9 protein-coding genes are annotated in these 13277 nt (G+C 68.3%); 2 read left to right on the forward strand and 7 right to left on the reverse strand.

The features are described from left to right. Window positions 1–102: 102 nt before the first annotated feature. From ACOQFS_RS09405 to ACOQFS_RS09430, 6 genes are all read right to left on the reverse strand, one after another. On the reverse strand, window positions 103–2160 hold the full coding sequence (locus ACOQFS_RS09405) for a putative bifunctional diguanylate cyclase/phosphodiesterase (RefSeq protein ID WP_421562635.1): 2058 nt from the start codon (window positions 2158–2160) through the stop codon (window positions 103–105). 366 nt (window positions 2161–2526) lie between these two features. Continuing rightward, window positions 2527–3783, reverse strand: a complete 1257-nt coding sequence (locus ACOQFS_RS09410) for a Zn-dependent hydrolase (RefSeq protein ID WP_421562636.1) — start codon at window positions 3781–3783, stop codon at window positions 2527–2529. A 148-nt stretch (window positions 3784–3931) separates the two neighbouring features. Further along, a complete protein-coding gene (hydA, locus tag ACOQFS_RS09415; RefSeq protein WP_421562637.1) occupies window positions 3932–5383 on the reverse strand; it encodes a dihydropyrimidinase in 1452 nt (483 codons plus the stop codon). Between the two features lie 82 nt (window positions 5384–5465). After that, window positions 5466–6923, reverse strand: a complete 1458-nt coding sequence (locus tag ACOQFS_RS09420) for an NCS1 family nucleobase:cation symporter-1 (RefSeq protein WP_421562638.1) — start codon at window positions 6921–6923, stop codon at window positions 5466–5468. A 196-nt stretch (window positions 6924–7119) separates the two neighbouring features. After that, window positions 7120–8427, reverse strand: coding sequence for an NAD-dependent dihydropyrimidine dehydrogenase subunit PreA (gene preA / locus ACOQFS_RS09425; protein WP_421562639.1), 1308 nt, complete (start codon window positions 8425–8427; stop codon window positions 7120–7122). A 31-nt stretch (window positions 8428–8458) separates the two neighbouring features. Further along, a complete protein-coding gene (locus ACOQFS_RS09430; RefSeq protein ID WP_421562640.1) occupies window positions 8459–9835 on the reverse strand; it encodes an NAD(P)-dependent oxidoreductase in 1377 nt (458 codons plus the stop codon). A 430-nt stretch (window positions 9836–10265) separates the two neighbouring features. Between ACOQFS_RS09430 and ACOQFS_RS09435 the strand changes: the two genes are divergently transcribed. Then, the gene (locus tag ACOQFS_RS09435) at window positions 10266–11006 is read left to right on the forward strand and encodes a TetR/AcrR family transcriptional regulator (RefSeq protein WP_421562641.1); all 741 of its coding nucleotides are present in this window, start codon (window positions 10266–10268) and stop codon (window positions 11004–11006) included. Window positions 11007–11140: 134 nt separating this feature from the next. On the opposite strand, the gene ACOQFS_RS09440 is transcribed toward ACOQFS_RS09435, so the two are convergent. Further along, a complete protein-coding gene (locus ACOQFS_RS09440; protein WP_421562642.1) occupies window positions 11141–12040 on the reverse strand; it encodes a LysR family transcriptional regulator in 900 nt (299 codons plus the stop codon). Between the two features lie 128 nt (window positions 12041–12168). On the opposite strand from ACOQFS_RS09440, the gene argC reads away from it, so the two are divergent. Then, the gene (gene argC, locus ACOQFS_RS09445) at window positions 12169–13107 is read left to right on the forward strand and encodes an N-acetyl-gamma-glutamyl-phosphate reductase (protein WP_421562643.1); all 939 of its coding nucleotides are present in this window, start codon (window positions 12169–12171) and stop codon (window positions 13105–13107) included. Window positions 13108–13277 lie beyond the last annotated feature (170 nt).

A 13277-nucleotide genomic window follows, 5' to 3' on the forward strand; every position in this document is an offset into this window, starting at 1 on the left:
AGCCCAGGGTGGCCCCCTGGGCGCAGGCGGTAGTACCGCGCGAGACCGGTTTATCGCGCGGTGCAGCCGATGCTCCTTCTGCCGCGCAGACTCCTAGGGTGCTCAGGGGTGGCTGCGCAGCCACTCGGTGAACGCCCCCACCGGCATGGGCCGCGCATACAGGTATCCCTGGTATTGCGCAATGCCCCGGCCTGCCACCCAGTCGAGCTGCTCCTGCGTCTCCACGCCTTCGGCCACGGCGGTGAGCTTCATCAGGGTGGACAACGAGACGATCAGGTCGGCCAGTGAGCGGTTGGCGTCGGGGGCCTGGATGAAGGTCTTGTCGATCTTGAGGGTGTGGATGGGAAAGCGCTGCAGGTAGGCCAGGTTCGAATAGCCCGTGCCGAAGTCGTCCAGCGCAATGGTCAGGCCCAGCGCCGACAGCTCGCGCAGCACGCCCAGCACATGCTGGTCTTCGCCCATCAGGATGGACTCGGTGATCTCCAGCTCCATGCGCGCGGGGTTCACGCCGGCCTGGCGCAGCACGCCGGTGATGTCGTGCAGCAGGCCGGGCGAGGCAAACTGCCGCGGCGAGAGGTTGACCGACACCACCAGATCGCGGCCCTGCGCGGCCCAGGCCACCTGCTGGCGCGCCGCCTGCGACAGCACGCGCAACCCCAGCACGCCGATCAGCCCCATGCTCTCGCACGCGGGAATGAACTCGGCGGGTGGCACCAGCCCCAGGCGCGGGTGGTTCCAGCGCACCAGCGCCTCCACGGCGCGGATGGTGTTGGTGGCCACGTCCACGCGGGGCTGGTAATACACCTCGAACTCCTCGCGCTCCAGCGCCAGGCGCAGCTCCTTTTCCAGCTCGGTGCGGCTGCGCACCGTTTCGGCCAGGCTGCCGTCGAAATACACCATGGTGTTGCGCCCGCGCTCCTTGGCGGCATACATGGCCAGGTCGGCATTGCGCAGCAGCATTTCGATGGTGTCGCCGTCCTGCGGGTACAGCGCCACGCCGATGCTCGATGTGACACGCAGCTGCGTGCCCGCCACGGTGAGCGGGGCGGCCAGCGCCACCGAGATGCGTTCGTGCAGCGCGTCCAGGTCTTCGCGGATGCGCGGGGACGTGATGAGCACCAGAAACTCGTCGCCGCCCCAGCGGGCCACCACTTCGGTGCCGTGGCGGGCCTGGCGCAGGCGCTGCGCCGTGGCCACCAACAGTTCGTCGCCCGCCACATGGCCCAGCGTGTCGTTCACGTCCTTGAACTGGTCCAGGTCGATCAGCAGCAGCGCGGCCTCCATGGACTGCGCGCGGGCATCCTCCACCGCCCGCGCAAAGCGCTGGGTGAAGTGCGCGCGGTTGGGCAGGCCGGTGAGTCCGTCATGCAGCGACTGGTAGTTGGCCCGCTCTTCGGTGTGCTTGATGGCGGTGATGTCGGCCTCGCTGACCAGCACGGCCTCCTGGCCCGTCACGGCGTCGTTGCAGCGGCGTGCCGACAGCTCGTGCCAGCGCTCGCCGCCGGGCGTGCGCAGGGCCAGGGTCAGCGTGGCCACGCCCTGCTGCTGCAGGCTGCGCATGAGCGCCGCATACGCCGCCGGGTTGGCGATGCGCTCCTGCAGCCGCTCGCCCGGAGCGAGCACGGCCGCGCGGGCGGCCGGGTTGCGGTACAGGGGCTCGCCGTTCTGGGCATACAGCGTGATCATCACCGCGGTGTGCAGCAGGGCCTCCACCGACCGCAGCGACTCCGGCGCCACGGCGCCCAGGGTCGCGGCCTCGCACAGCATGCTCATGCGGCCATCGGGCAGGCGGTGGCCGCTGAACCGCACGTTCAGCGACACCGGCACCCCGCCGGGGTACAGGGTCCAGTGCTCATTGAAGCTCGCATCGCGGTGCAGCAGGAAATCATGCTGGTACTGCGCGAGCCGCTGCTGCACCGATTCCGACATGTCGCTGCCCATGTCGCGCCCGCACAGCTCGGCCAGGGTATCGGCGTGCCACACGCCCAGCGCCGGGGTGTTGGCCCAGTGCACGCAGCGCCCGTCAATGTCGAAGACCCAGACCGGGCGCGACAGCCACTCCAGCGGCGCATAGCGTTCGGCGCGCTCGGCCAGCGCAGCGGCGCTGGGCTGGCGGTCCGCCGGCAGGCGCGCTGCCGGTGCGGGCGCAGACACGCTCATACCGGCCCGGAGCCCGGCACCCGGGGTGCGCGCGGCAAGAACGATGGGGGTCGCAGCAACATGGGGGGAATGGACACAAAAAATGCCGCGGCGGTGCGCGACAAGCGGGACACAGTGGGATGCAGCGCATCTTCGCACAGCGGCGCCGCATGTCCAGCTCAGTATTACTACTCCCCCAGCGGCCACCATGGCCCGCAGCAGCACCGCCGCGCACGCCGCCCCCACTGCGCCGTGCCGCCACGGGGCAGATTCACGCACCCACGATGCCCATCGGTCGACAGCGTCGACTGCGTTCAGCAGAAAATCGTGGCAAAAAATGCCCTTAGCGCTTATCCCACAATGATATGCAGCTATTATTTTTATAGCTCACACCTGCGCCCGCTCCAGCATGGCGTGCAGCAGCACGTTGCAGCCGGCCTCGATGTGCTCGGGCTTGGCATCTTCGATCTCGTTGTGGCTGATGCCGTCCTTGCAGGGGATGAAGACCATGCCGGCTGGCGCGAGGCGCGCCATGTACACGGCATCGTGCCCCGCACCCGACACGGCGGGCATGTGGCTGTAGCCCAGCTTGGCGGCGGCGCGGCCCACCGCGTCCACGCAGTCGGGGTGGAACACCTGGGCCGGGTAGTTGGAGACCAGGTCGATCTGGATGGGCAGGCCCGATTCGGCGCTGATGCGCGCCGCCACGCCGCGGATGTCCTTGTCCATGCTGTCGCACTCGGCGTCGGTGGCGTTGCGCAGGTCGATGCTGAACTTGACCTGGCCCGGAATCACGTTGCGGCTGTTGGGGTGCACCTGCACCATGCCCACCGTGCCGCGGCCATGCGGCGGGTGGCGGTGGGCGCAGGCCACCACTTCCTGCATCAGCTGCGCGGCCACCTGCAGCGCGTCCTTGCGCAGCGCCATGGGCGTGGGGCCTGCGTGGGCTTCCATGCCGGTCACGGTGCAGTCGTACCAGCGGATGCCCAGCACGCCGCTGACCACGCCGATGGTCTTGTCGTTGTCTTCCAGCACCGGGCCTTGCTCGATGTGGGTTTCAAAATAGGCGCCGATGGGGTGGTCGCCGGGCTCCTGGTCGCCGATGTAGCCGATGCGCTCCAGCTCGCCCTTCACGGTCTTGCCCTCGGTGTCGGTGGCGGCGTAGGCATGCTCCAGCGTGAAGGCCTTGGCGAACACGCCCGAGCCCATCATCACCGGCACGAAGCGCGAACCTTCCTCGTTGGTCCAGAAGGCCACCTCAATGGGGGCTTCGGTCTCGATGCCGTGGTCGTTCAGGGTGCGCACCACCTCGATACCCGCCAGCACGCCATAGTTGCCATCGAACTTGCCGCCCGTGGGCTGCGTGTCGATGTGGCTGCCGGTCATGATGGGCGGCAGGCTGTTGTTGCGGCCCGGGCGGCGCATGAAGCCGTTGCCGATCTTGTCGATGGTCACGGTCATGCCGGCTTCGCGGGCCCAGCGGGTGACCAGGTCGCGGCCCTGCTTGTCCAGGTCGGTGAGGGTCAGGCGGCACACGCCGCCCTTGGGGGTGGCGCCAATCTGCGCCAGTTCCATCAGCGAATCCCACAGGCGCTGGCCGTTGATGCGCAGGTTCTCGATGTTGGGTTTGACTTGGGTGTCCATGGGGTTCTCCGGGGATGTCTGAAATGCCGGTTCAGGCACTACCGTTCGGGCTGAGCCTGTCGAAGCCGGGGCTGGTGACGGCCTTCGACAGGCTCAGGCTGAACGGTTTGGGGGGTTGTCCGCCTTTAAAACGAAACCAGCCGTCGGTTCAGCGGGCAACCGCTGTGGGTGCAAGGTCCTGCGCGCGCTTTTGCACGGCCTGGAAGTTGGCACCGAACGCGGGGCGCTTGAGGTAGCGGCCTGTGCCCTGCTCGGCGCGCAGGTCGCCGTTGGCAAACACCACGCGCCCCTGGCTCACGGTGTGGCTGGGGATGCCACGCACCGTGCGGCCTTCGAAGATGTTGAAGTCGCCCTTGCTGAACTGCGTCTTGGCCGAGAAGGTCTTGGTGCCTTCGGGGTCCCACAGCACCAGGTCGGCGTCGGCGCCCTCGCCGATGAAGCCCTTGCGCGGGTAGATGTTGAACAGCTTGGCTGCGTTGGCCGAGGTGATGGCCACGAACTCGCTGGGCGTGAGTCGCCCTGTGTTCACGCCGCCATCCCACAGTGCGGCCATGCGCTCTTCCACGCCGCCCGTGCCGTTCGGAATCTTCGCGAAGTTCTCCTTGCCCATGGCCTTTTGTGCGGCACAGAAGGTGCAGTGGTCGGTGGCCGTGGTGTGCAGCTGGCCCGACTGCAGGCCGCGCCACAGCGCCTCCTGGTGGCCCTTGGGGCGGAAGGGCGGGCTCATCACATAGGCGGCTGCCTTGGCGAAATCGGGGTCGCGGTAGACGCTGTCGTCCACCAGCAGGTGGCCCGCCAGCACCTCGCCGTACACGCGCTGGCCGCGCGCACGGGCGCGGGCAATGGCGTCGGCCGACTCGATGCAGCTCACGTGCACCACGTAGATGGGCACGCCCAGCACGTCGGCAATGGCGATGGCGCGGTTGGCGGCTTCGGCCTCGACCATGGGCGGGCGCGACAGCGGGTGGCCCTCGGGGCCGGTGATGCCCATCTTGGCCACCTCTTGCTGCAGCAGGTAGACCAGCTCGCCGTTTTCGGCATGCACGGTGGGCATGGCCCCGAGTTCGAGTGCGCGCTTGAAGCTGTTCACCAGGGTTTCGTCGTCGCACATGATGGCGTTCTTGTAGGCCATGAAGTGCTTGAAGCTGTTCACGCCCTCGTCGTGCACCAGCGTGGCCATGTCGGCGTGCACCTGCTCGCTCCACCAGGTGACGGCGACGTGAAAGGAATAGTCGGCCGCCGACTTTTCGGCCCAGCCGCGCCACTTGCGGTAGGCGTCCATCAGCGGCTCCTGCGGATCGGGGATCACGAAGTCGATGATGCTCGTGGTGCCGCCCGCCAGCGCAGCGGCGGTGCCGGTGAAGAAGTCGTCCATGGTGACCGTGCCCATGAACGGCAGCTGCATGTGGGTGTGGGGGTCGATGCCGCCGGGCAGCACGTACTGGCCGCTGGCATCGAGCACCTCTGCTCCCGCGGGGGCCTGTGCCGCTGCGCCCTCGCCCACGGCGACGATGCGGCCGTCCACGCACAGCACATCGGCCTTCTGTTCACGGTCGGCATTGACCACGGTGCCACCGCGGATCACAAGGGCTTGGCTCATGGGGGTCTCCTTCAGGGTGCAGATCAGGACAACAAGAAAAAAGACCCTGCCCGGGCACCAGGCCCCGGCAGGGTCTTGGGGGCTACTTCTTCTTGGCGGTCAGGTAGTAGTAGGTGCCGGCCACGGCCAGGCTGAAGAACCAGCCGAAGTCGAACAGGCCCAGCAGCAGCGGCGGGACCGAAGCCTTCTCCACCACGCCCGACACGGCCAGGTAACCCGGCAGGCAGGGCAGCACGCCCAGCGCAAAGGCGATGAGGGCCTGCATGTTCCAGCCACCGCTGTACTCGTAGGCGCCGTCGCGCCGGTACAGGTCGTCCACCTTCAGCTCGGTCTTGCGCACCAGGTAGTAGTCCACCAGCAGGATGCCGGCAATGGCGCCCAGCAGCGTGCCGTAGCCGCCCAGCCAGGTGAACAGGTAGCCGCCCGAGGTGGCCAGCAGCTTCCAGGGCATGAACAAGAGGCCGATCACCGCCGCGATCAGGCCGCCGGTGCGAAAGCTGATCTTGGACGGCGCCACCTGGCTGAAGTCGTACGAAGGCGACACCAGATTGGCCGCCACGTTGGTCGTCAGGTTGGCCAGCAGGATCACCAGCAGGCCCACACCGGCGGCGACGCTGCCCATTTGCGTGAGCAGGCCGTCCGGAAACAGCTGGGCCTTGCCATACAGGATGGCCGAGGCCGAGAAGCCGATCACGCCCACCATGGAGAACAGCGCCATGGGAATCGGCAGGCCGATGGCCTGGCCCACGACCTGGTCCTTTTGCGACTTCGCAAAGCGCGTGAAGTCGGGGATGTTCAGCGCCAGCGTGGCCCAGAAGCCCACCAGGCCGGTCAGCGCGGCCCAGGTCTTGGGCCCGCCCTCGACCACCTTGGCCGGCAGGTTGAACAACTGGCTGGGCGGCACCTTGCTCAGCAGCACCACCACCAGCACGATGGACGCAATGATCATCAGCGGCGCGGCGATCACCTCCAGCTTGCGGATGGACTCGGGGCCCTTCCAGATGAAGTAGATGTGCACGGCCCAGAAGGCCAGGAAGCAGACGAACTGCGAGGTGCTGATGGTCTGCCCGTCTGCCGGCCCCGCGAGGCCCATGCCCAGGATGTTGAGAAAACCGTGCAGCGCCAGCGCGCCAAAGTAGCAGTTGATGGAGAACCAGCCGCAGGCCACCAGTCCGCGCAGCACGGCCGGCAGGTTGGCGCCCTTGACGCCGAACGAGGCGCGCGCGAGCACCGGGAACGGAATGCCGTGCTTGGGGCCGACACGGCCGATCAGCACCATGGGCACCAGCACGATGCAGTTGGCCAAGAAGACGAGCCACACCGCCATCTGCCAGGAGAAGCCCTGGTCCAGCATCGAGCTGGCCATGGTGTACGTGGGCACGCACACGACCATGCCCACCCACAGGGCGGCGTAGTCCTTCCAGCCCCAATGGCGCTGGGCCGCGGTGGTGGGGAGCAAATCTTCATTAGCGAGCGTGTTGCTTGCTGCGCCGGGCATGTGCCCCGCCATCTGGGCGGCGCTGCCGGTACTGTTGGTCATGCCTGTACTCCTCTCGTCGTTGACGTCATTGGGGTTGCACACAACCCGCCGCCTGCCGGGGCGCCCTCACGCTGGCAGACGGCGGGAAAAGGAAGCGAGCGATGCTATCGGCCACGCAAGAACTGCACCAGATGCAGCGCAGCACACGCTGTTGCGAAAGCGCTGCATCGCTGTGCGCGCCGCAGCGTCGCTGCGATCACGCGGCCACCCGCTGCGGGTTGTTCGGGTGCGTGGTCCAGTTGGCGTATTCGCCCGTCACGGCCACGCCGGTGCGGGCATCGACCTCGCCGGGCTCCAATGCGCGCATGGTGATGCACTCGGGCACGGGGCAGATGGACACACACAGGTTGCAGCCCACGCACTCGGCCTCGTTGATCTCGAACTTGCGCACGCCGCCGTCCTTGGTGAAGGTGATGGCCTGGTGCGAGGTGTCTTCGCACACCACGTGGCAGCGGCCGCACTGGATGCAGGCGTCCTGGTTGATGACGGCTTTTTCGATGTGGTTGAGGTTGAGGTTCTTCCAGTCCTTCACCGTGGGCACGGCCCGTCCCTGGAAGTCGTCCAGCGTGGCGTAGCCATGGTCGTCCATGAAGTTCGACAGCCCGTCGCACATGTCCTGCACGATCTTGAAGCCATACACCATGGCCGCCGTGCACACCTGCACCGTGCCGCAGCCCAGCGCGATGTATTCGGCCGCGTCGCGCCAGGTGGTGATGCCGCCGATGCCGCTGATGGGCAGGCCGGCCGTCTGCGCGTCGCGCGCGATCTCGGCCACCATGTTCAGGGCGATGGGCTTGACGGCCGGGCCGCAGTAGCCGCCGTGCGAACCCCAGCCATCGGTGCTGGGCGACATGGTCATGCGGTCCAGGTCCACGCCCATGATGGAGTTGATGGTGTTGATCAGCGACACCGCATCGGCCCCGCCCGCCTTGGCCGCGCGCGCGGGTTGGCGCACGTCGGTGATGTTGGGGGTGAGCTTGACGATCACGGGCAGGCGGCTGTAGTGCTTGCACCAGGCGGTGACCATCTGGATGTATTCGGGCACCTGGCCCACCGCCGCGCCCATGCCGCGCTCGCTCATGCCATGCGGGCAGCCGAAATTCAACTCGATACCATCGGCGCCCGTGTCTTCCACCATGGGCAGGATGCGCTTCCAGCTGTCCTCCACGCAGGGCACCATCAGCGAGACGATCATGGCGCGGTCGGGCCAGTTGCGCTTGACACGCTTGATCTCTTCAAGGTTGGTCTGCAGTGGCCGGTCGGTGATCAGCTCGATGTTGTTCAGCCCGATCACGCGGCGGTCCTGCGACATGAGCGTGGAGTAGCGCGGGCCGTTGACGTTGACCACGGCCGGGTCTTCGCCCAGCGTCTTCCACACCACGCCGCCCCAGCCGGCCTCGAAGGCGCGGGTGACGTTGATCTCTTTGTCGGTGGGTGGTGCGGAGGCCAGCCAGAAGGGGTTGGGGCTTTGGATGCCCAGAAAATTGCTGCGAATGTCTGCCATGGGGTGCTCCCGTGAATTGCAGTTGACGACGTCAGGCCACGAGTGCCACGGGCACGCTCAGCGCTTCATGGATGGAGACTGCGGCCACCTTGCCGTGCTCCACGGCCTCCACGGTGAGGTCGCGCCCGCCCACGCGGCAGTCGCCGCCGGCCCACACGCGCGCCACGCTGGTGCGACCCTGGTCGTCGGTGGCGATGCGCCCGCCCTGCAGTGCGATCGCCGCGCCCGCAGGCTCGGCCACATAGGTCTGGCCGATGGCCTTGAGCACCATGTCGGCAGCCAGGGTGAACGTTTCGCCGGTCTCGACCAGCTTGCCGCCGCGCAGCGCGGTGGCGGCAAAGCGCACGCCCGTCACTGCGCCGTTCTCGCACAGCACCTCCTGCGGCGCGGCCCAGTGGCGGATGGTGACGCCGTTCGTCTGCGCCCACTGCTGCTCCACCACCGAGGCGGACATGGCCTCCGCGCCGCGGCGGTAGACGATGGTGACTTCTTCGGCGCCCAGCTTGCGCGATTGCACGGCGGCGTCCACCGCCGTCATGCCGCCGCCAATCACCACCACGCGGCGGCCCACGGGCAGGGTGGACAGGTCGGTGCTCTGGCGCAGCTCGGCAATGAAGTCCACCGCATTCCTCAAGCCTGGCAGGCCGGCGGCCGTGGGCTCGGCCACGCCCAGCGCATTCACGCCCTGCAGGCCCAGGCCCAGGAAGACGGCATCGAAATCGGCCAGCAGGCTGTCGAGCGTGACGTCGCGGCCCAGCTGCTGGCCGGTGCGCGGCTCGATGCCGCCGATGGACAGCAGCCAGTCCACTTCCTTCTGGGCGAAGTCGCCCGCCGTCTTGTAGCTGGCAAGGCCGTATTCGTTCAGGCCGCCGAGCTTGGGGCGCGCATCGAACAGCACCACGTCGTGCCCCCGAACCGCCAGGCCGTGCGCGCAGGCCAGGCCCGCCGGCCCCGCACCCACCACGGCCACGCGCTTGCCTGTGGACGCCGCGCGCTGGAACAGCGGCGCGCCCGGGTTGGCAAAGTATGCATCGGTGGCGTAGCGCTGCAGCGCGCCGATCTCCACCGGCTTGTCCTCGTTGGTGTTGCGCACGCAGGCCTCTTCGCACAGCACCTCGGTGGGGCACACGCGGGCGCACATGCCACCCAGCGGGTTGGCCGTGAGGATGGCGCGGGCGGCGCCGCGGTTGTTGTCCTGCGCGATGCGGTGGATGAACGAGGGGATGTCGATGCCCGTGGGGCAGGCCGTGGCGCAGGGCGCGTCGTGGCAGTAATAGCAGCGCTCGGCCTCGATCAGCGCCTGGGGGCGGGTCAGCGGCGGATGCGCGTCACCGAAGTGGACGGCGTAGTCGGCCAGGTTCAGGCGTGCGGCGTGAATGCCGCAGGCACGGCTTGCGGGAGTGTCCATCAGTTGTCCTCCGAAGGGATCAGGGTGGGGGGTCGGGTCAGGTACCCGGGCGCCGTGGATGCACATGCGCGCCCGGTTGTGCACAAGGGATGCCGACACGCGCCATGGCGCGCGGGGCCGCAGCACTGCGGCTGCGCGCAGCATGGGGCGGCTGCAGCGCCGCGCCGGCCGGGGCGCCGGGGTGCGCAAACTTCGGAGGTTTCATCGTGGGCCTCGCTGAGGGATGAAGGTGCCCGCGGCGGCGTGCGCTGCGGTGCCCTGCGTTTGAATTCAATTTACCAACGCGTAAAAATTTACCAATTGGTAAAATCCCTACAGCAATCGCCATGCCAGCCGCGTGCGATGTTTTGGTGAGGAATGGCGCACGTATTGGCAGCCCTTGCCAGCCCTTTGCCAGTTTTTGGCGCTGTGCTTGTTCCACAATGGTGCGATGACCGACGCCCGACTGCCCCAGGACGCCCGCCCTGCCCCCCGCCGCCCCAGAAAGCAGCGCACCGCTGCGGCGGCCGACGTCCCCGCTCCGGCCCCTGCGGCCGATGAACCCGCCCCCCGCTCGCCCACCGCGTCACGCCTCTTGAAGGAGCAGGCCATCCTGGCCGAGGCCGAGAACCATTTCGCGCAGTTCGGGTTTGAAGGTGCGTCGCTGGAGAACATTGCGGCCGCCATCGGCATCAGCCGCCACAACCTGCTGTACTACTTTCCGAGCAAGGAAGCGCTGTACCAGCAGGTGCTGGACGATGTGCTGACCCAGTGGCTGGCGGGCATGGAAGACCTGTCGCACAGCGACGACCCCCAGCAGGCTCTGCGCCGCTACATCCGCGCCAAGCTGCAGTATTCGCGCGTGCGGCCCCAGGGCGCCAAGGTGTTCACCAAGGAGGTGATCGCGGGTGCCCCACGGTATGGCCGGGCCATCACCGAGCGCGTGGGACCACTGCTGAAGACCGAGGTGCGTACGTTTGAGCGCTGGGCCCGCGAAGGGCGCATTGCCAAGGTCAACTTCACGCACCTGATGTTCATCATCTGGTCGGTCACCCAGGCCTATGCCGAGCAGGAGGCCCAGTTTGCGCTGCTGCTGGGCAAGCCCGCCCTCACGGAGCGCGACTACGACAAGGCCGAAGAACTGATCGTGCGCATGGTGCTGAGCGCCCTGGCGCCCGACTCGGCAGGCTGAGGCGGCCTGCGGCGCGGGTTCACCGCCCGAAGGCGTCGCACAGGCCGTTCACTACAATTTTCATAGCTACAAGCCGTTTATCAGTAAGCGCCGAGCGGCATTTTTATCCATATTTTTTCGCCGCGCCATTGCATTCACACCTGCTTCTGCCGCCACAGCACGTCCAGCACGTGCTGGGTGGTGCGCTCCACCGGGCCGCTGCGGTGGGCCAGGCCCAGGGGCCGCCACAGGGCGGGGCGCAGCGGCAAGGTGGCGATGCGCGGGTCGCGCGGCCCGTCGGCCGGTGCTTCCTGCGGCAGCAGGGTCGCGCCATAGCCTGCGGCCACCAGGCTCTTGATGGCGTCGTTGTAGTTGAGCTCGATGCGGGCCTTCGGGTGTTCGCCCGCCCGCGCAAACCATTCCCCCACCAGGCGCGACAGGCTGGTGCCCTCGTCGTTGAGGATGAGCGGCTGCGCGGCCAGCCAGCGCGGCGTGGCCCGAGCAGGCACCGCCCAGCGCGCAGGCACGAAGGCCATCACCGGGTCGCGCCGCCAGGGCTGCACCGTCACGCCGGGCACGGTGCCCTGGCGCGCGGCGCCTGAGCCGGCCACCAGCCCCACGTCCAGCGCACCGCTGGCCAGGCGCGCCAAGGTCTCCTGCGTGGTGAGCACGGCCACCTGCACGTCGATGCCCGGGTGCTGGTGCGCCAGCTCTTCCAGCGCGCGCGGCAGCAGGTGCGCGATGGCGCCCGTGGATGCGCCCAACCGCACCCGCCCCTCCAGCCCCTGCACCTGGCGCTGCACCATCGCCAGGGTTTCGTCCGCGTCGGCCAGCAGGCGCCGCGCCCGCTCCACCAGCACGTCGCCTGCGCCCGAAGGCCGCACCTCGTTGCGCTTGCGCACCAGCAGGGGCGCGCCGATGTGCGCTTCCAGGTCGGCCACGTGCAGGCTCACCGTGGGCGGCGCGAGGTGCAGCACACGTGCGGCTTCGGCAAAGGAACCCAGGTCGGCAATGGCGACGAGGGTGCGCAGGCGGTCCAGACTCAGTTCGCGCATGGGGTTCAGCTTTTCTGAATGACTTGTTTATGAAATTCAACTTTTCTTAGTTTACGGGCAGGGGGAAGATGCGGGCCCTTTCCCCTTCTTGGCCCCCCAGGGGTCTCACTTCGGAGCTTTGTGCATTCATGAGCCACCCCCCTCTTGTCTTTGTAGACGGCGACCAGGGCACCACCGGCCTGCAGATCCACAGCCGACTGCAGGGCCGCGCCGACCTGCAATTGCTGACCCTGCCCGATGCCGAACGCAAGAACCCCGTGCGCCGCGCCGAAGCGCTGAACCAGTGCGACATCGCCATCCTGTGCCTGCCCGACGCGGCGGCGCGCGAGGCCGTGGCCGCCATCGCCAACCCCGCCGTGCGCGTGATCGACGCCAGCTCGGCGCACCGCACCGAGCCGGGCTGGGTGTACGGCCTGCCCGAGATGGAGGCGGCGCAGAGCGCACGCATCGCCGCAGCGCGGCGCGTGACCAACCCGGGCTGCTACCCCACCGGCGCCATCGCGCTGCTGCGCCCCCTGGTGCAGGCCGGGCTGGTACCGCCCGACCATGGGGTGGTGATCCACGCGGTGTCGGGCTACTCGGGCGGCGGCCGCGCGCAGGTGCAGGCGCACGAGGGGCCGCAATCCACCTTGGCACCCGCGTTCCAGGTGTACGGCCTGGCGCTGGAGCACAAGCACACGCCCGAGATCGCGCTGCACGCCGGCTTGTCCGAGCGCCCGGTCTTCGTGCCGGCCTACGGCGCGTTCCGCCAAGGCATCGTGCTGACCATTGCGCTGCTGCTGCGGCAACTGCCCCGCCACGCCACCGGCGCGGCGCTGCATGACTGCCTGGTCCGCCACTATGCCGGGGCGGCGCACGTCGACGTGATGCCCCCCGCCGAGGCCGAAGCCACGGAGCGCCTCGACCCGCAGGCGCTCAACGGCACCAACCAGCTGCGGCTGGGCGTGCACGCCAACGCGCGGCACGGGCAGGTGCTGCTTTCCGCCGTGTTCGACAACCTGGGCAAGGGCGCATCGGGCGCTGCGGTGCAGAACCTGGATCTGATGCTGGGCGCCGCGTGTGCCTGACGCCATGAGCAATGGCGCCGCTACGAGCAGTGTCGCCTTGCAATCGCCGGTTCAGATGGCATGCGGCATCGGCCTACATCCCCCCGGGCGGCAGCTGCCCATACTGCCGCGCTATGCCTATGCCGTCCCACCGTCTCTCTCCCCCTCTTCGCCGCCACCTGCTGGCGCGC

The organism is Paracidovorax sp. MALMAid1276 (genome assembly GCF_049198005.1).
In the GTDB taxonomy this organism is placed as follows: Bacteria; Pseudomonadota; Gammaproteobacteria; order Burkholderiales; family Burkholderiaceae_C; genus Acidovorax.

Excerpts from the sequence above, each read along its gene's own strand:
- ACOQFS_RS09405 (WP_421562635.1), bottom strand. The coding sequence starts at position 2,160 with ATGAGCGTGTCTGCGCCCGCACCGGCAGCGCGCCTGCCGGCGGACCGC.
- ACOQFS_RS09410 (WP_421562636.1), bottom strand. The coding sequence starts at position 3,783 with ATGGACACCCAAGTCAAACCCAACATCGAGAACCTGCGCATCAACGGC.
- hydA (WP_421562637.1), bottom strand. The coding sequence starts at position 5,383 with ATGAGCCAAGCCCTTGTGATCCGCGGTGGCACCGTGGTCAATGCCGAC.
- ACOQFS_RS09420 (WP_421562638.1), bottom strand. The coding sequence starts at position 6,923 with ATGACCAACAGTACCGGCAGCGCCGCCCAGATGGCGGGGCACATGCCC.
- preA (WP_421562639.1), bottom strand. The coding sequence starts at position 8,427 with ATGGCAGACATTCGCAGCAATTTTCTGGGCATCCAAAGCCCCAACCCC.
- ACOQFS_RS09430 (WP_421562640.1), bottom strand. The coding sequence starts at position 9,835 with ATGGACACTCCCGCAAGCCGTGCCTGCGGCATTCACGCCGCACGCCTG.
- ACOQFS_RS09435 (WP_421562641.1), top strand. The coding sequence starts at position 10,266 with ATGACCGACGCCCGACTGCCCCAGGACGCCCGCCCTGCCCCCCGCCGC.
- ACOQFS_RS09440 (WP_421562642.1), bottom strand. The coding sequence starts at position 12,040 with ATGCGCGAACTGAGTCTGGACCGCCTGCGCACCCTCGTCGCCATTGCC.
- argC (WP_421562643.1), top strand. The coding sequence starts at position 12,169 with ATGAGCCACCCCCCTCTTGTCTTTGTAGACGGCGACCAGGGCACCACC.